At 68.6% G+C, this 16,472-nt stretch carries 21 protein-coding genes and 1 riboswitch; of the genes, 9 read left to right on the top strand and 12 right to left on the bottom strand.

Going from position 1 to position 16,472, the window contains the following annotated elements; all coding sequences use genetic code 11:
* Nucleotides 1-9: 9 nt before the first annotated feature.
* The gene (locus tag BLR75_RS11290; protein ID WP_084314250.1) at nt 10-1,026 is read left to right on the top strand and encodes a zinc-binding alcohol dehydrogenase family protein; all 1,017 of its coding nucleotides are present in this window, start codon (nt 10-12) and stop codon (nt 1,024-1,026) included.
* 135 nt (nt 1,027-1,161) lie between these two features.
* On the opposite strand, the gene BLR75_RS11285 is transcribed toward BLR75_RS11290, so the two are convergent.
* The 3 genes from BLR75_RS11285 to ribA are packed head-to-tail and all read right to left on the bottom strand — an operon-like array spanning nt 1,162 to nt 2,998.
* Complete coding sequence (locus BLR75_RS11285) at nt 1,162-1,962, bottom strand: cobalamin-binding protein (RefSeq protein ID WP_084314251.1); 801 nt, start codon at nt 1,960-1,962, stop codon at nt 1,162-1,164.
* Complete coding sequence (locus tag BLR75_RS11280) at nt 1,962-2,378, bottom strand: MFS transporter (protein WP_084314252.1); 417 nt, start codon at nt 2,376-2,378, stop codon at nt 1,962-1,964. Before BLR75_RS11280 ends, BLR75_RS11285 begins: the two co-directional genes overlap by 1 nt.
* Nucleotides 2,375-2,998: a GTP cyclohydrolase II gene (gene ribA / locus BLR75_RS11275; RefSeq protein ID WP_084314253.1), complete on the bottom strand. Its 624-nt coding sequence runs from the start codon at nt 2,996-2,998 to the stop codon at nt 2,375-2,377. Before ribA ends, BLR75_RS11280 begins: the two co-directional genes overlap by 4 nt.
* A gap of 255 nt (nt 2,999-3,253) precedes the next feature.
* Here ribA and BLR75_RS11270 point away from each other — a divergent pair, with 255 nt between their 5' ends.
* The 5 genes from BLR75_RS11270 to BLR75_RS11250 are packed head-to-tail and all read left to right on the top strand — an operon-like array spanning nt 3,254 to nt 7,047.
* Nucleotides 3,254-3,667, top strand: coding sequence for a type IV pilin protein (locus tag BLR75_RS11270; protein WP_084314254.1), 414 nt, complete (start codon nt 3,254-3,256; stop codon nt 3,665-3,667).
* Nucleotides 3,664-4,131, top strand: a complete 468-nt coding sequence (locus tag BLR75_RS11265) for a pilus assembly FimT family protein (protein ID WP_084314255.1) — start codon at nt 3,664-3,666, stop codon at nt 4,129-4,131. The genes BLR75_RS11270 and BLR75_RS11265 overlap by 4 nt, the downstream gene beginning before the upstream one ends.
* Nucleotides 4,115-4,516 (top strand): type IV pilus modification PilV family protein, encoded by a 402-nt coding sequence (locus tag BLR75_RS11260; RefSeq protein WP_084314256.1) that lies wholly within the window; start codon nt 4,115-4,117, stop codon nt 4,514-4,516. The genes BLR75_RS11265 and BLR75_RS11260 overlap by 17 nt, the downstream gene beginning before the upstream one ends.
* The gene (locus BLR75_RS11255) at nt 4,516-5,166 is read left to right on the top strand and encodes a PilW family protein (protein WP_084314257.1); all 651 of its coding nucleotides are present in this window, start codon (nt 4,516-4,518) and stop codon (nt 5,164-5,166) included. Before BLR75_RS11260 ends, BLR75_RS11255 begins: the two co-directional genes overlap by 1 nt.
* Before the next feature lie 6 nt (nt 5,167-5,172).
* On the top strand, nt 5,173-7,047 hold the full coding sequence (locus tag BLR75_RS11250) for a DUF342 domain-containing protein (protein ID WP_139207017.1): 1,875 nt from the start codon (nt 5,173-5,175) through the stop codon (nt 7,045-7,047).
* 1 nt (nt 7,048) lies between these two features.
* Here the strand turns inward: BLR75_RS11250 and BLR75_RS11245 are convergent, their stop codons facing one another.
* The 9 genes from BLR75_RS11245 to nrdR all read right to left on the bottom strand — a co-directional run bounded on the left by BLR75_RS11245 (nt 7,049) and on the right by nrdR (nt 14,132).
* On the bottom strand, nt 7,049-7,690 hold the full coding sequence (locus BLR75_RS11245; RefSeq protein ID WP_084314275.1) for a retropepsin-like aspartic protease family protein: 642 nt from the start codon (nt 7,688-7,690) through the stop codon (nt 7,049-7,051).
* Nucleotides 7,691-7,755: 65 nt separating this feature from the next.
* Entirely contained in the window at nt 7,756-8,271 is a 516-nt protein-coding gene (locus BLR75_RS11240; RefSeq protein WP_084314259.1) for a phosphatidylglycerophosphatase A family protein, read from the bottom strand.
* A gap of 2 nt (nt 8,272-8,273) precedes the next feature.
* Complete coding sequence (thiL, locus tag BLR75_RS11235; protein WP_084314260.1) at nt 8,274-9,233, bottom strand: thiamine-phosphate kinase; 960 nt, start codon at nt 9,231-9,233, stop codon at nt 8,274-8,276.
* Nucleotides 9,234-9,249: 16 nt separating this feature from the next.
* Nucleotides 9,250-9,732, bottom strand: a complete 483-nt coding sequence (gene nusB, locus BLR75_RS11230) for a transcription antitermination factor NusB (protein WP_084314261.1) — start codon at nt 9,730-9,732, stop codon at nt 9,250-9,252.
* Nucleotides 9,729-10,205: a 6,7-dimethyl-8-ribityllumazine synthase gene (ribH, locus tag BLR75_RS11225; RefSeq protein ID WP_084314262.1), complete on the bottom strand. Its 477-nt coding sequence runs from the start codon at nt 10,203-10,205 to the stop codon at nt 9,729-9,731. Before ribH ends, nusB begins: the two co-directional genes overlap by 4 nt.
* 102 nt (nt 10,206-10,307) lie before the next feature.
* Complete coding sequence (gene ribBA, locus BLR75_RS11220; RefSeq protein ID WP_084314263.1) at nt 10,308-11,390, bottom strand: bifunctional 3,4-dihydroxy-2-butanone-4-phosphate synthase/GTP cyclohydrolase II; 1,083 nt, start codon at nt 11,388-11,390, stop codon at nt 10,308-10,310.
* 10 nt (nt 11,391-11,400) lie between these two features.
* Nucleotides 11,401-12,063 (bottom strand): riboflavin synthase, encoded by a 663-nt coding sequence (locus tag BLR75_RS11215; RefSeq protein ID WP_084314264.1) that lies wholly within the window; start codon nt 12,061-12,063, stop codon nt 11,401-11,403.
* 156 nt (nt 12,064-12,219) lie between these two features.
* Nucleotides 12,220-12,369, bottom strand: a riboswitch (FMN riboswitch).
* Nucleotides 12,370-12,564: 195 nt separating this feature from the next.
* Entirely contained in the window at nt 12,565-13,671 is a 1,107-nt protein-coding gene (gene ribD, locus BLR75_RS11210) for a bifunctional diaminohydroxyphosphoribosylaminopyrimidine deaminase/5-amino-6-(5-phosphoribosylamino)uracil reductase RibD (protein ID WP_084314265.1), read from the bottom strand.
* On the bottom strand, nt 13,668-14,132 hold the full coding sequence (gene nrdR, locus BLR75_RS11205; RefSeq protein WP_084314266.1) for a transcriptional regulator NrdR: 465 nt from the start codon (nt 14,130-14,132) through the stop codon (nt 13,668-13,670). Before nrdR ends, ribD begins: the two co-directional genes overlap by 4 nt.
* Nucleotides 14,133-14,256: 124 nt before the next feature.
* On the opposite strand from nrdR, the gene BLR75_RS11200 reads away from it, so the two are divergent.
* From BLR75_RS11200 to trxA, 3 genes are all read left to right on the top strand, one after another.
* Nucleotides 14,257-14,703, top strand: a complete 447-nt coding sequence (locus BLR75_RS11200) for a YbaY family lipoprotein (protein ID WP_084314267.1) — start codon at nt 14,257-14,259, stop codon at nt 14,701-14,703.
* On the top strand, nt 14,700-15,356 hold the full coding sequence (locus BLR75_RS11195) for a class I SAM-dependent methyltransferase (protein ID WP_084314268.1): 657 nt from the start codon (nt 14,700-14,702) through the stop codon (nt 15,354-15,356). The genes BLR75_RS11200 and BLR75_RS11195 overlap by 4 nt, the downstream gene beginning before the upstream one ends.
* Nucleotides 15,357-15,431: 75 nt before the next feature.
* Nucleotides 15,432-16,301: a thioredoxin gene (gene trxA / locus BLR75_RS11190; RefSeq protein ID WP_084314269.1), complete on the top strand. Its 870-nt coding sequence runs from the start codon at nt 15,432-15,434 to the stop codon at nt 16,299-16,301.
* Nucleotides 16,302-16,472: the final 171 nt, after the last annotated feature.

Here is a 16,472-nt window from a genome sequence, read left to right as displayed (position 1 = left end):
GTCCGCCCCATGAAAGCCGTCGGCTACACCCGCAGCCATCCCATCGACCACCCCGAGGCGCTGCTCGACATCGAGCTGCCCGAGCCCACGCCCGGGCCGCACGATCTGCTGGTGGAGGTGCGGGCGATTTCGGTGAACCCGGTGGACACCAAGGTACGCATGCGCGCCGAACCGCCGGCGGGCGAATACAAGGTGCTCGGCTGGGATGCCGCCGGGGTGGTCCGCGCGGTGGGCAGCGACGTGCACCTGTTCCGCCCCGGCGACCGGGTCTGGTACGCCGGCGACCTGACCCGCCCGGGCAGCAACGCCGAATTGCAGCTGGTGGACCAGCGCATCGTCGGGCACATGCCGCAAAGTCTCGACTTCGCCCAGGCCGCGGCGCTGCCGCTGACCGGCATCACCGCCTGGGAACTGCTCTTCGACCGCCTGCAGATCACCGAGGGCCAGTCCAGCGCCGGGCAGAGCCTGCTGATCGTCGGCGCCGCCGGCGGCGTGGGTTCGATCCTCACCCAACTGGCCAGCCAGTTGACCGGGATGACGGTGATCGGCACCGCCTCCCGCGCGGAAACCCACCAGTGGGTGCTCGAACTCGGCGCCCACCACGTGATCGACCACGACAAGCCGCTGGGCGAGGAACTGCGGCGGATCGGCCACCCCGAGGTGACCCACGTCGCCAGCCTCACCCACACCGACGCGCACCTGCCGCAACTGGTCGCGGCGCTGCGCCCGCAGGGCCGGCTGGCCTTGATCGACGATCCGGAAAGCCTCGACGTGCGGCTGCTCAAGCAGAAGAGCCTGTCGCTGCACTGGGAGTTCATGTACACCCGCTCGATGTTCCAGACCCCGGACATGATCGAGCAGCACCGCCTGCTGGAGCGGGTCGCCGAGCTGATCGACCAGGGCGTGCTGAAGACCACCCTCGGCGAACACTTCGGCCGCATCGACGCCGCCAGCCTGCGCCGCGCCCATGCGCTGCTGGAGAGCGGCAGGGCCAAGGGCAAGATCGTGCTGGAGGGGTTCGCGTAGGGTGGATCAGGCTCCATCGATCCACCATGGCCGCGCATGCGGCCCCGCAATGGTGGATGAAAGGAGACTCATCCACCCTAGGGTTCGGCGGGGCTTTCGTAGGACGCATGACGCGCCAGCGTCATCCGCCGCTTCTCAGTTCCGCGCCGTCGCCAGCAGCCGGCAGAGCTTCTCGGTCGCCTCGAGCATGCCGTAGCTCGGCCGTTCCAGGTTCTTGTCGGGGATCGGCCAGAGCTGGCCGAGGCGGGTTGCGGTCAGTTGCGGCATGTCGCGCCAGCCGTCCAGCTCGGCGTGGCTGCCGCCGAGGATCACGTCCGGATCGCGCGCCAGCACCGATTCGGTGCTGACCTGCGGCGCCGGCAGGGCGAGATCGGCGAACAGGTTCTCGGCGCCGCAGACCTGCAGCGCATCGCTGATCACCTGGCGGCCGCCGAGGGTGTACAGCGGGCGGTTCCACACCTGGTAGAACACCCGCAGCGGCCGCTCGCGGCGGTACTGGTCGCGCAGGTCTGCCACGCGCTGGTCGAAGCTCCGGGCCAGGCGCCGGCCCTGGTCGCCATGACCGAGCAATTCGCCCATTTCCGCCAGTTGCCGGGAAATGTCCTGCATCCGGTGCGGATCGGCGACGTACATCGGAATGCCGAAGCCTTTCAGCTTTTCCAACTGCGCCTGCGGCACGCTGCCGGGCCAGACCAGCAGCAGGTCCGGGCGCAGGCTGAGGAGCTGTTCGAGATTGACCTGCCCGTAGCGACCCACCGACGGCAGGCCGGCCAGCGCGGGGCTGCGCTCGCCGCCGTCGAGCACGCCGACCAGGCACTCGCTGGCATCCAGTTCGAGGACGATGTCGGTCAGCGAGGGCGCCAGGCTGATCACCCGCTCGGCCGCCGCCAGAGGCAGCGCGGCGAGCAGGCACAGCGCGGCGAAGAGCTGGCGCATCAACGCAGCTGGCGGGGAATGCGGTACAGGCAGAGGATGATCACGCTGGTCAGTCCGAGCAGGAACAGCGCCACGCCGTTCAGCCCGAAGAGTGCCGCCACCGCGCCGATCCAGGCCGGGATGCTGGCGCCCAGGGCGCCGCTGCGGCGCGCCTCGCCCAGGGTCACCCAGGCGGATTCCTCGGCAGGCGTATCGAGGGCCTGCTGGGTCGCCACCAGCGCCTTCTTGTAGCCGCGGAACAGCGACAGGGTGAGGAACATCGACATCAGGCCGACGACGAAGGCGGGGGTGGCCAGTTCGGCCAGCCAGGTGTTGTCGCCGGCCAGCACGCTTACCAGCACCAGCGGCGCAATGGCGAGGATCAGGTGCAACCACCAGCGCAGGGCCAGGCGGTTGCGAATAACGCTGCGGTTCACTGGATCTCGGCCTCGGCTTCGCCCTGGTGCATGTTGCCCAGCAGGTGGCCGAGCTTGCCGGCCTTGGTCGCCAGGTAATGCCTGTTGTGCGGGTTCAGGCCCTTCTGCAGGGGCACGCGCTTGGCGACCGTCAGGCCGTAGCCTTCCAGCGCCTTCACCTTGCGCGGGTTGTTGGTCATCAGCTTCAGCGAGCAGACGCCCAGATGCTGGAGTATCGGCAGGCACATGGCGTAGTCGCGCTGGTCGGCGCCGAAGCCCAGCTGCAGGTTGGCTTCCACGGTATCGGCGCCCTGGTCCTGCAGGTCATAGGCGCGGATCTTGTTCAGCAGGCCGATGCCGCGACCTTCCTGGCGCAGGTAGAGCAGCACGCCGCGGCCTTCCTGGGCGATGGCGGCGAGCGCGCCTTCGAGCTGGAAGCCGCAGTCGCAGCGCAGGCTGAACAGGGCGTCGCCGGTCAGGCACTCGGAGTGCAGACGACCCAGCACCGGCTGGCCGTCGTCGATCGTGCCCATGGTCAGGGCGACATGTTCCTTGCCAGTGTCCTCGTCGAGGAAGCCGTGCATGGTGAATTCGCCGAAAGGTGTGGGCAGCTTGGAGGCGGCGACGAAGACGACGGACACCGGATGCTCCTGTCTTGAAAATTTCGAAGGGCAGGCATTGTAACAGCAGCGAACGCCCGGCAGTCAGGCAAAAAGCGGCTCATTCGGATCGAAACGCCCGATACCCCGGCGTTTGCCAAGGCTTGTTCGCGAACAGGCACGACAGTTCCACAAACCCTGCCCTGGATCAGGCCCGTTTGCGGGCATATCGGCCAGCATATTGCCAACTCCATCACATTTACGGGACATCCCCACCCCCACTCCGGAGGATGATCCATGCCCGGAAAGCATAGAGGCTTCACCCTGATCGAGCTGATGATCGTCGTTGCGATCGTCGCCATCCTCGCCAGCATCGCCCTGCCGGCGTACCACTCGCACATCGACAGGAGCCGCATCCGCGCCGCCCAGGCCGACCTGGTGGCGCTCAGCCTGAACCTGGAGAACGCCTACCAGCGCACCCTCGCCTACCCCGCCGCGACGCTGGCCAGCACTACCGCCGTCAAGGACAGATTCCCCGCCTGGCATCCGGCGGAGAGCAGCTTCGGCTACAGCGTCAACGCCTCGGCAGCGGCCTATACGGTAACCGCCACCGGCAACGGCGGCCGGCTCGCCGGCTGCACCATCAGCCTGACCCACGACCACGTGCGCAGCATCGCCAGCTGCGGCAGCTACAACGGGAGCTGGCAATGAAACGCCAGGCCGGCGTCAGCCTGATCGAGCTGATGATCGTGGTCGCGCTGGTCGGCATCCTGGTCGGGATCGCCGCGCCCTTCACCGCGCACTGGGCCGACAGCGCCCAGTTGCGCGAGGCCGAGGGCGCCCTCAACCAGGGCATCGGCCGCGCCAAGGCGAGCGCCCTGCGCAACCGCTACGGGATGATCGATGTCCAGCCGGCGGCGCTGCTGTGCCTGAGCCAGGACAACCTGCTCAGCCTCCACGAAGCGGCCTCGCCCAGCCAGCCGGCCAATTGCTCGACGACCCGGACCTGGAGCGCCCAGCTGCCCATCCGGGTCGCCGTGGGCAACGACGCCAGCGACTTCCACTGCCTGGCCCTGGACGGCCGGGCCTTGCCCATCGACACGGGCAACTGCGGCAGCGGCCAGACCTTCTCCCTCAGCGCAGGCAACGAACATGTGGATGTCACGTTCAACTAGCCGGCGCCAGCGCGGCGACGTCCTGATCGAAGCGCTGATCGGCATGCTGCTGACCTGCATCGTCGGCCTCGGCGTGGTGTATTCCACCTCACGGGTGGCGGTCAGCCAGAAGGACATGAACCTGCAGGCCATGGCCGTCAGCCAGCTGCGCGACCTGCTGCAGAGCAATGGCAGCGGCACCCTCGACCTGTGCAGCGGCAGCCACCAGATCAGGCTGACCAGGCAGCTCAGCCTGCCGGTCAGCGTCGACGGCTGCGCGACGCAGAGCGCCCGGGTGGGCAAGAACGGCGACCTCAAGGAGCTCAATGCAGTGCCGGTGCCGCTGACGCTTTCCGTCAGCGACCCGGCTCTCGGCGGCGAAGTGCGCGTCGGAGGCGGACTGTGATGCGTCGCCAGCGCGGCCTCACCCTGATCAGCCTGCTGATCGGCATGCTCCTGTCGAGCCTGTGCATCCTCGCCATGCTCGGTCTGTACCGCAACCTGGTGCATACCGCGGTGGTCGCCACCCAGGACGCCAACCAGGACGGGCAGATCGCCGCCGGCCTGCTCACCGCGCAGCTCAAGTTGCAGAGCGCCGGTTTCGGCATGGAGTCCGGCATCAACCTGGACGATCCCGGCATAACCGTGGGCGGCAGCACCCAGCGCGCGCTGCTCTGGCGCTACCAGGACAGCCTCGGCTATCAGTGCCGCGGCCTCACCGACCGCCCCGGCACCGACTCCGCCAGCGGCAAGGCGCTGCGCATCCTGTCCCTGCTGCAGGCCGACGACTGCACCGCGAATGCCAGCCTGGGCGGACTGCAATGGAAGGTGCGCCAGGACCTGGCCCGCCAGGTCGTGCCCGAGCACCACCCGGCAGCGCAGCCCCTGACCGGGTTCCTCATCACCCCCAGCGTCGAATGCACGCCCTTCGGCTTCGGCGAAGCGGCGCGGCACCCGCAGGTGACGCTCAGCGCCCACAACAGCGTGCGGCTCGCCGGCAACGATGAGATCGACCTGCTCAGCTACCGCATCTGCCTGTCCAACATCGCGGAGTAGTTGGTCATGCCCAGGATCACCCGAACCCCCTCTCCCACCCGCCAGCGCGGCATGGCGACCATCCTGATCGTCCTGCTCGCCGGCCTCGCCCTCACCGCCACCGCCCTCGGCGTGATGCACGCGGTGCGCGGCGCCCAGCAGAAGCAGGTGGCGGTGCACGCCAGCACCCACGCCCAGGCCGGCGCCTGGGCGGGCACGGAAATCTTCCGCCAGTACCTCGAACAGCTCGACGAAACTGAACTGGGGCAGCTGCAGGAAGGCGACGACATCGTCATGACGGTCGGTGAACGGGAACTGCACGCCAGCATCGCCAGCAGCCCGGAAGAGATCGACGCGGGGCGCTACCGGGTGACCGCCAACATCCGCAACCAGGACGACGCCGCGCGCGCCACCTCGACCATCCAGGCGGTGTACGCGGTGGCGCCCGGTGGCGGCCAGTCGAACCCGTCCAATCCCTGGGACAACGTGATCAACATCAGCGGCGACCTGGACATGCGCGGCAGCGTCGACGTGAAAGGCGGCGACAACGCGAACTTCAACGTCGACGGCAGGATCGACCTCGGCGGCAGCGTCACCGGCATCAAGACCATGCGCGCCACCGGCGACATCGAGCTTGGCGGAGCCGTGCAGGTCTACGAGCTGTTCACCAACGGCAATATCACCCTGCATGGTTCTTCCGCCGCCACCAAGGCTTCCGCGCTGGGCAACATCAATGTCCAGAGCGCCGGCAGCCAGGGGAAGTTCTACGCCAACGGCAACGTGCGGTTCGGAAATGGCGGCGGCAGCGTGGGCACGGTGGATGCGCTGGGGAACGTCTACTGCGTCGACACCTCGTGGAGCCGTTTCGTGAGCATCCGCGCCGGCAAGAGCGTCTTCGACTGCCCGCTCGCTCCGGACCGGATCGCGGAGAACAGGCTCGACGAGATGCAGCCATTGCAGCCTTTCGTCCCGCCCAAGCCGCGCGTCGACGCCTACGAACTGAAGGATCTCGCCAACTACGTGTTCGAGTACCGCAACGGGCAGGTCCAGGTCAGCGTGCGCAATGTCAATGGCATCGCCGACGGCGCCTACCGTCTCGGCAAGATCAGGCAGAACTACAACGACCGCTGGGGCTACCTGTGCTCGGCGCTGGACGGCAACGGCTATTGCCGGGAAGAGTGTTCGACGGTGAATAACGGCAGCTGCGCCGGTGTCGGTGCCGACAGGCTGCGCAAGATCACCCAGGGCACCTGGGACGGCGCCCAGAGCATCGCCTACGACAATGGCACCTGGAGGCTCAGCGGCGACGGCGGGGACAACGCTCCCGCAGTGGTCGCCCCGGGCGCGCTCTGGTTCGACGGCAATCTGGACCTGGACAGCGGCAAGTACCGCAACACCATCCTCGCCACCGGCAATATCGCCACCCGCGGCAGCCACCGCACCTGGTCGGTCAACTTCGCGGGCTATGCCGAGACCTGCAACAGCGCCTTCTACTCCGGCCTGTACCCGAGCAATTTCTGCGACATCGGCACACAGAAGCTGAAGTCCAACGCCCTCGGCAATATCGGCCTGCTCGCCGGCGGCTACGTCGGCAGCGCCTTCAACGGCGGCAACATCGCCCTCGGGGCCTCGACGCAGGTATATGGCAGCGTGATCGCCGGCAATGTGCTGGAAACCAATGGCCAGTCCCTGATCAAGGGCTACGTCACCGTAGCCAAGCAGGGCAACGCGACCGGCACCGACTGGCGCGGCAACACCACCATCGACCTGGAGAACCTGCCGGAAAGCTTCGACCCGGGCGGCATCCCCGGCATGGGTGGCGAGGACCCGTGCCAGGGCGATTGCGGGCAGGAAGGCGAGCAGACCAGCCAGGCCACCCTGCTGTGGAGCCGCTACCTGTAGGTCAGTGCTTGGCCTCGAGGATCAGCATGCCCTGGTCTTCGCGCCAGCCGACCCGGTTGAGGTAGCTCATCCCGAGCAGCACGTCGGCGGGAGAGCCGCCTTCGATCATGATCGCCTCGACGCCGAGCACTTCCAGGCTGCCGACCTTGACCCGGTCGAGCTTCATCCGCCAGGCCCTGGCCGAGCCGCTGGCGGTGTTGACCAGCATCGGCTGGCCGTTGACGCGGAAATCCAGGCCGAGGCGCTGCGCCTGCGCCTCGTTCATCGCCACCGCGGTGGCGCCGGTGTCGACCAGGAACTGCACCGACTGGCCGTTGATCGAACCGGCCACCCAGTAGTGCCCGCCGACGCCGCGGGCGATGCTCAGCGCCTGCTGCTGCGGCACCGAGTAGCCGTCGCTGTACTCGCGGGAAAGTTCGAAGGTGCGCTCGACGCCGTCGATACGCAGCACCGCCTTGCGGCTGTCGGCGCTGACCACCTGCACGCCTTCCGGGCTGGTCTGGCCGACCTTGAGCAGGCGCCGCTGGCCGTCGATGTTGAGCACCGCCGCGCCGGAGAACAGGCCGACCACCCGCACCTGGGGCGCGGCCAGGGCGAGCGTGGCGAGAACGGAAAGGGTCAGGGCGAGCACGGTGCGCAGCATTCGGGTCTCCTTGGCGATCAGGTCCATTGGCGCTCGATGAAGATAACCCAGCGTCGGGACGCCGGTCACACCAGCCAGTGCACCCAGCCCCAGACCAGCCCCTGCATCACCAGCCAGGCGAACACCCCGGCCAGCACGTCGTCGAGCATGATGCCGACGCCGCCGTGGACGTTGCGGTCGATCCAGCTGATCGGCCAGGGCTTGGCGATGTCGACGATGCGGAACACGACGAAGCCGATCAGCAGCCACCACCAGCCTTCCGGCACCAGCCAGAGGGTGATCCACATGCCGACCATCTCGTCCCAGACGATGCCTTCATGGTCGTGCACGCGCAGGTCGTCGGCCACCTTGCCGCACAGCCAGAAGCCGAACAGCATGGTCACCCCGAGCATCAGCCAGTAGCCCCAGTCCGGCAGCATCTGCCACAGCGGAATGAACGGCAGCGCCACCAGCGAACCCCAGGTGCCCGGCGCCTTGGGCAGGGTGCCGGAGCCGAAGCCGAAGGCGATGAAGTGCCAGGGGTTGTGCCAGACGGAATGCGGTACCGGTTGTGCCGGTGCCTGATCGGGATGCTCGGTCACTGCTACTCCATGAAATGCAGATAGCCGCCCTGGCGCGGCGTGATGTCCTGTCCCTCGCCGTCCAGCACCCGCACGCCCTCGCCGGCCTCGACGCGGCCGATCACCGCCAGCTCCGGCCATTGCGCCTGCAGCTCAGGCAGATACTGCGGCGGCAGGGTGAAGGCCAGCACGTAGTCGTCGCCGGCCGTCAGCTTCTGGCGCAGGGCGAGCTCGGCGCCGAGCAGCGCTTCCAGCGCCGGGCTGGCCGGCAGGCGTTCGGCCTCGATCAGCAGGGCCACGCCGGATGCGCGGGCGATATGGCCGCAGTCGGCGAGCACGCCGTCGGAGACGTCCAGCGCCGCCGTGGCCTTGCCGCGCAGGGCCTGCCCGAAGGCCAGTTGCGGCCGCGGCGACCAGTAGCGGGCGAGCAGCGGTTCGGCGATTTCCGCCGCGGCCTGGCGGCGTTCGAGCACCAGCTCCAGTGCGCCGCCCGCCTCGCCGACACGGCCGCCAAGGCAGAGCAGGTCGCCGGGGCGCGCGCCGGCGCGGGTCAGCGCCTGCCCGGCCGGCACCCGGCCGAACACGGTGATGGTCATGCACAGCGGACCGCGTGTGGTATCGCCGCCGGCCAGCACCAGGCCGCATTCGCGCGCCTTCAGGTCGAGCCCGCGGGCGAAACCTTCCAGCCAGGCGGCATCGGCCTGCGGCAGGGTCAGGGCGAGGGTGAACGCGAGGGGAGCCGCGCCCATTGCCGCCAGGTCGCTGGCGGAAACCGCCAGGGCGCGCTGGCCGAGCAGGCACGGGTCGCAGGATTCGGGGAAATGCACGCCGGCGACCAGGGTATCGGTGGATACCGCGATCTGCTCGCCGGGTGCGGGCGCCAGCAGGGCGCAGTCGTCGCCGATTCCCAGTGCCACGCCTTCGGCCCCGGCCGCGCAGGCGGCCGAGGCGAAGAAGCGGCGGATCAGTTCGAACTCACCCATCAGGCGCGGCGGTGGCTCAGCGCTTGCCGCCGCGCAGCTCGGCCGCGCGCAGGCGCGGCGCCAGCTTGTCGAGTACGCCGTTGACGAACTTGTGGCCGTCGGTGGCGCCGAAGACCTTGGCCAGCTCGATGCCTTCGTTGATCACCACCTTGTACGGCACGTCGACGCGGTTGCGCAGCTCGTAGGTGGACAGGCGCAGGATCGCCAGCTCGACCGGGTCGACTTCGTCCAGCGGGCGGTCCAGGCAGGGAGTGAACTCCTCGTCCAGCTCGCTCTTCAGGCGCGGCACGCCGTGCAGGATCTCGTGGAAGTAGGCGCCGTCGACTTCGCTGAAATCGTTGTCGGTGCGGAACTGCGCCTCGATCTCGTTGAGCGGCTGGCCGGCCATCTGCCACGAATACAGGGCCTGCACCGCGAGGCTGCGGGCCTTGCGACGCATGGCGATCTTGTTCGGCTTGCCGCCCTTGGGCGCCGGGGCGCCGCCTTCGCTGTTGCTCACTTGGCCTCCAGCTGCGCCAGCAGGCTTACCATTTCCAGGGCGGAGAGAGCGGCTTCGGCGCCCTTGTTGCCGGCCTTGGTGCCGGAGCGCTCGATGGCCTGTTCGATGGAGTCGACGGTCAGCACGCCGAAGGCGACCGGTACGCCGAACTCCATGGAAACCTGCGCCAGACCCTTGGTGCATTCGCCGGCGACGTATTCGAAGTGCGGGGTGCCGCCACGAATCACCGCGCCGAGGGCGATGATGGCGCTGTACTGGCCTTGCTGGGCGACCTTCTGGGTCACCAGCGGGATTTCGAAGGCGCCCGGAGCGCGGATGATGGTGATGTCGTCTTCCGACACGCCATGGCGTACCAGGGCGTCGACGGCGCCGTCGACCAGGCTTTCAACCACGAAGCTGTTGAAACGGCCGACCACCAGGGCGTAACGGCCTTTGGGGGCGATGAAGGTACCTTCGATGGTCTTCAGGGTCATGTGCAGGTCTCGTCTGTCAAAGAGCCGGGGCAGCGGCGATGGCGCCCCGTGAGAGATAGGGTAGAAGAAACCGCCCGCCGTGCCTGGGCACGGCGGCGAGGTTCATTCAGCGGGCAGGTATTCTACAACTTCCAGGTCGAAGCCGGATATCGCGTTGAAGCGCATCGGCGCGCTCAGCAGGCGCATCTTGCGCACGCCGAGATCGCGGAGGATCTGCGAACCGGTACCCACCGTACTGTAGGTGGTCGGCGCCTTGGCCGTCGCTCCGTCGTGGACCTGCACCAGCAGGTCGTCGCCGGCGCTCTGGTGGCCGAGCAGGAGGACGACGCCGCTGCCGGCTTCGGCAACCTTGGCCATCGCCGCGCGCAGGCTCCAGCGCCCCGGCTGGTTGACCTGCAGCAGGTCGCGCAGCGGGTCCATGTTGTGCACGCGCACCAGGGTCGGCTCTTCCGGGCTGATCTCGCCGACGGTCAGCGCGAGGTGAACCTGATCGGCCACCGAGTCGCGGTAGGTGATCAGGTTGAAGTGGCCGAGTTCGCTGTCCAGCGGCTGTTCGCTGAGGCGGGCGACGGTGCCTTCGTGGATCAGGCGGTAGTGGATCAGGTCGGCGATGGTGCCGATCTTGATGCCGTGCTGTTCGGCGAAGGCTTCCAGCTCCGCACGACGGGCCATGGTGCCGTCGTCGTTCATGATTTCGCAGATCACGCCGGAGGGTTCGAAGCCGCCCATGCGCGCCAGGTCGCAGGCAGCCTCGGTGTGGCCGGCACGGGCCAGCACGCCGCCAGGCTGGGCCATCAGCGGGAAGATATGGCCGGGGCTGACGATGTCGGCGGCGACCGCGTCCTTTGCCGCGGCGGCCTGCACGGTGCGCGCGCGGTCGGCGGCGGAGATGCCGGTGGTGACGCCTTCGGCGGCCTCGATGGAGACGGTGAACTTGGTGCCGAAGCCGGAGCCGTTGCGCTGCACCATCAGCGGCAGGCCGAGACGCTCGCAGCGCTCGCGGTCCATCGGCATGCAGATCAGGCCGCGGGCGTGCTTGGCCATGAAGTTGATGTCTTCGGTGCGCACGCATTCGGCGGCCATGATCAGGTCGCCTTCGTTCTCGCGGTCTTCGTCATCCATGAGGATGACCATCTTGCCCTGACGGATGTCCTCGAGCAGTTCTTCGATGCTGTTGAGTGCCATGGGCGGTTCCTTATTTCTTCAGGTAGCCGTTTTCGGCCAGGAAAGCTTCGGTGATGCCGGATGCGCTGGGCTCGGCAGCCTTGTCGCCGAGCAGCAGGCGCTCCAGGTAGCGCGCCAGCAGGTCGACTTCCAGATTGACCGGACGGCCCGGACGGTAGTCGTCCATGATGGTCTCGACCAGGGTGTGCGGGACGATGGTCAGCTCGAACTCGGCGCCGTTCACCGCGTTGACCGTCAGGCTGGTGCCGTCGACGGTGATCGAGCCCTTCAGGGCGATGTACTTGGCCAGCTCGCGCGGCGCGCGCACGGTGAACTGGATGGCGCGGGCGTTCTCCTCGCGCTTGACGATCTCGCCGACGCCGTCGACGTGGCCGCTGACCAGATGACCGCCGAGGCGGGTGGTCGGCGTCAGGGCCTTTTCCAGGTTCACCCGGCTGCCCACCTTGAGAGCGTGGAAGGCGCTGCGCGCCAGGGTCTCGCGGCTGACGTCGGCCCAGAAGCCGTCGCCGGGCAGTTCCACGGCGGTGAGGCAGACGCCGTTGACGGCGATGCTGTCGCCGAGCTTGACGTCGCCGAGGTCGAGCTTGCCGGTCTGCACGTAGAGACGGACGTCACCGCCCTTCGGAGTGATCGAACGGATCGTGCCGATGGCTTCGATTATGCCTGTGAACATGCGCCCTCCCGGACAGCAGCCGACACCGCGGTGCGCAGGCGCAGGGCGGTGGCGGATCGAATCGGATGTTGCATTTGCCAACTCCTGTTTTGGAAAAAACAGGGCGAATCGGATCGAAGGGACGACGCGGCCGCGCGATGACGCGCTTCCGCTGGCTCCCGTTCTCTCTTTATCCGGACTGTGACCGTCGGCCCCGGAATCGCACCGGGTCTGCTGACCTTGCCGCTGCCGGCAAGCGCTCGCGGGCTAGGCACCTTGCGCGCCATTACCGCCGGTGGGGAATTGCACCCCGCCCTGAGAACGTCGTGCGGCTGCCGATGCAACCGCGTGTGGCGTTTTACCACAGTTGCCGGTGGGGAAGGAACCGGTAGGAAACTTCTCAGCCGATCGTCCCCACGTCCTGGCACGGCGGACAGGAATCTGTAGGAGCGGGCCATGCCCGCGACATGTCCGGCCAAAGGGTCGCGCGCATGGCGCGCTCCTACAATGACCGCCCCGCAGTTACTGCACCACCGGCCGCGCCGTGACCAGCCAGTCCTCACCCACCGCGCGGATGTCGACGATCTTCAGCTCCCGCGCCTCGGCCATGCGCTCCAGCGGCAGCTCCAGCAGCGGGCGCGCACTGGAACCCAGCAGCCTGGGCGCGACGAAGATCCGGTATTCGTCCACCAGCCCGAGCCGGGCGAAGGCGCCGGCCAGCCGCGGCCCGGCTTCCACCAGCACCTCGTTGGCGCCGCGCGCGCCCAGCTCGGCGAGCAGCCGGCGCAGGTCGACGTGGCCGTCGTCGCCCGGCAGCGTCAGCAGTTCATGGCCGGCGGTGGCGATGCCTTCGTCCGCCGCGCAACTGGCGACCAGCGCCGGGCCGGCCTGGTAGAAGGGTGCATCCAGCGGCACCCGCAGGCGGCCGTCGACCAGCACGCGCAACGGCTGGCGCTGCGCGGCCAGGGCGGTCAGTTCGTCGTCCAGGCCGAGTTCCTCGGCGCGGACGTTCAGCCGGGCGTTGTCCATCAGCACCGTATCGGCGCCGGACAGCACCACGCTGGAGCGCGCCCGCAGGCGCTGCACGGCGCGGCGCGCGGCCGGGCCGGTGATCCACTGGCTTTCGCCGCTGGCCATGGCGGTGCGGCCGTCGAGGCTCATCGCCAGTTTCACCCGCACGAACGGCAGGCCGGTTTCCATGCGCTTGATGAAGCCGACATTGATCTCCCGCGCCTCGGCTTCGAGCATCCCCGACTGCACCGCGATGCCGGCCTCGGCGATGCGTTGCAGACCGCTGCCGGCGACCTGCGGGTTGGGGTCCTGCATCGCCGCCACCACCCGGCCCACGCCGGCCTCGATCAGCGCGTTGGCGCAGGGCGGCGTGCGGCCGAAGTGGCTGCACGGCTCCAGCGTCACGTAGGCGGTGGCGCCGAGGGCGTCCGCGCCGGCCTGGCGCAAGGCATGGACTTCCGCGTGCGGCTCGCCGGCGCGCAGGTGCCAGCCTTCGCCGATCACCTGGCCGTCCTTCACCAGCACGCAGCCGACGCGCGGGTTCGGGTGGGTGGAATACAGTCCCTTGCGCGCCAGTTCCAGCGCGCGGGCCATGTAGATCTCGTCGGAGTGGTTCATGGCTTGGCCGGCTCGCGGGCGAGGCGTTCGATTTCCTCGCGGAATTCGTTGAGGTCCTGGAAGCGCCGGTAGACCGAGGCGAAGCGGATGTAGGCGACCTCGTCGAGCTTCTGCAGCTCGGCCATCACCAGTTCGCCGACCACCCGCGACTTCACCTCGCGCTCGCCGGTGGCGCGCAGCTTGTGCTTGATGTGCGCCAGCGCCGCTTCCAGGCGCTCGACGCTGACCGGACGCTTCTCCAGCGCGCGCTGCATGCCGGCGCGCAGCTTCTCCTCGTCGAACGGCTGGCGGCTGCCGTCCTGCTTGATCAGGCGCGGCATCACCAGTTCGGCGGTCTCGAAGGTGGTGAAGCGCTCGCCGCAGGCCAGGCATTCGCGGCGGCGGCGGACCTGGTCGCCCTCGGCGACCAGGCGCGAGTCGATGACCTTGGTGTCGTGGGCGCTGCAGAACGGACAGTGCATGGGGCGGGGCTTCCAGGGCGGAAAGGGGCTTCATGGTAGCGCATCCTGCGCCGCCGCGAGACAAGGCATGGGCAACTAGGCTATACAGGCGCCCGCCCGGAATACCTTGCAAGGGAGCTCCCACATGCCGCCACGCCTGCTTTGCCTGTTCGCGCTCGTCCTGCTGGGCGCCTGTTCCAGCGACAAGCCCGCCCCCGAAGCCGAGGCCTCCACCGCGAATACCGTCCAGGCCGCCCCCGCCCTGCCCGCCCACATGCGCGAGCTGACCGGCATGCTCAGCAGCATCCAGGGGCCGCTGCCCGCCGGCGGCGAAGTGGAAGTGGCGCTGCTGGTGATCGACGAGCGCGACCGCCCGCAGCGGCTGCTCGCCAGCGCGAAGCTGCTGGCCACCGGCGCGGCCCTGCCGTTCCGCCTGGTGTTCAATCCAGAATCCTTCCCCAATCACGCCCGCGTCGAATTGCGCGCCCGCGTCAGCCAGTCCGGCCAACTGGCCTGGCGCCTGCCGCCAGTGCGCATCTTCCAGGCGGAATCCCGCGCCCTCGGCGAGCTGCGCCTGGAGCGTGCGCCATGACCCCGCCGGCCAGCCTGCAACAGGCCCTCGGCGAACTGCTCGGCGACGCCCGTCTGACAGCCGAGCGCCTGCCCGGCACCGATATCGACCTGTGGCTGATCGATGCGGCGAACATGGACCGCGCCTTCAGCCCCGACGAAACCCGGCGCATCCTCGAGGAACCGCCCTACTGGTGCTTCTGCTGGGCCAGCGGCCTGGTGCTGGCGCGCTGGCTGGCCGGGCAGCCGGAATGGGTGCGCGGCAAGCGCGTGCTGGACTTCGGCGCCGGCTCCGGCATCGCCGCCATCGCCGCGGCCAGGGCCGGCGCGGCGGAGGTGGTGGCCTGCGACCTCGACCCGCTGGCGCTGGACGCCTGCCGCGCCAACGCCGCGTTGAACGGCGTGGAGCTGAGCTACTCCGACGACTTCTTCAAGGAAGAGGACCGCTACGACCTGATCATCGTCGCCGACGTGCTCTACGACCGCGCCAACCTGCCCCTGCTCGACGAATTCCTCAGCCGCGGCCGCGAGGCGCTGGTCGCCGACTCCCGCGTGCGCGACTTCCAGCACCCGCTGTACCGGCGCCTGGCGGTGCTGGACGCCTGCACCTGGCCGGACCTGGCCGAGCCGGCGGAGTTTCGCCGGGTGAGCCTGTACCACGCCCGTCGCCAGTGACTTGTTTCGCCGCGCGGCGACCCCACTTATAGTGGCAGGCCATTCCGTCGCCCTTTTCGTACACCGAGATCCTACATGAGCGATTCGCCCTACATCTTCGATGTCAGCACCAGCAATTTCGACCAACTGGTGATCCAGAACTCCTTCCACAAGCCGGTGCTGGTGGACTTCTGGGCCGACTGGTGCGCACCGTGCAAGGCGCTGATGCCGCTGCTGGCGCAGATCACCGAGTCCTACCAGGGCGAACTGCTGCTGGCCAAGGTCAACTGCGACATCGAGCAGGACATCGTCATGCGCTTCGGCATCCGCAGCCTGCCGACCGTGGTGCTGTTCAAGGACGGCCAGCCGGTCGACGGCTTCGCCGGCGCGCAGCCGGAATCGGCGATCCGCAGCATGCTCGAACCCCATGTGCAGCAGCCCGCGGCACCGGCCGGCAATCCGCTGGACAGCGCCCAGGAAATGTTCAAGGAAGGCCGCTTCGCCGAGGCCGAGGCGCAGCTCAAGGCGCTGCTCAGCGAAGACAACGGCAATGCTGGCGCGCTGATCCTTTACGCCCGCTGCCTGGCCGAGCGCGGCGAACTGGGCGAGGCGGAAACCGTGCTGGGCGCGGTGACGGGCGACGAACACAAGCAGGCCCTGGCCGCCGCCAGGGCGCAACTGACCTTCCTCCGCCAGGCCGCCGACCTGCCCGACGCGGCGACCCTGAAAACGCGCCTGGCCGCCGACGCCGGCGACGACGAGGCCGCCTACCAGCTGGCCATCCAGCAACTGGCGCGCCAGCAGTACGAGGCGGCGCTGGACGGCCTGCTGCGCCTGTTCCAGCGCAACCGCGCCTACGGCGAGGACCTGCCGCGCAAGACCCTGGTGCAGGTATTCGACCTGCTCGGCAACGACCACCCGCTGGTGGGCGCCTACCGGCGCAAGCTGGCCAACGCGATGTACTGATCGCGCGGTTCGCGGGGGATCCGGATAGCCTCTGAGCGCCACCATTCCTGGCGAGCTGCATGCTTTTTGTAGGAGCGAGCTTGCTCGCGACCCGGTGTTTCCCCTGGTGATGTGAGTACCGGTCGAAGCCATGGATCGCCAGCAAGCTGGCTCCTACGAAGAGCGGCCATG

The organism is Pseudomonas jinjuensis (assembly GCF_900103845.1).
GTDB lineage: Bacteria > Pseudomonadota > Gammaproteobacteria > Pseudomonadales > Pseudomonadaceae > Pseudomonas > Pseudomonas jinjuensis.
The sequence above is the reverse complement of the archived record's forward strand: the minus strand, read 5'-3'. Positions and strand labels throughout refer to the sequence as shown.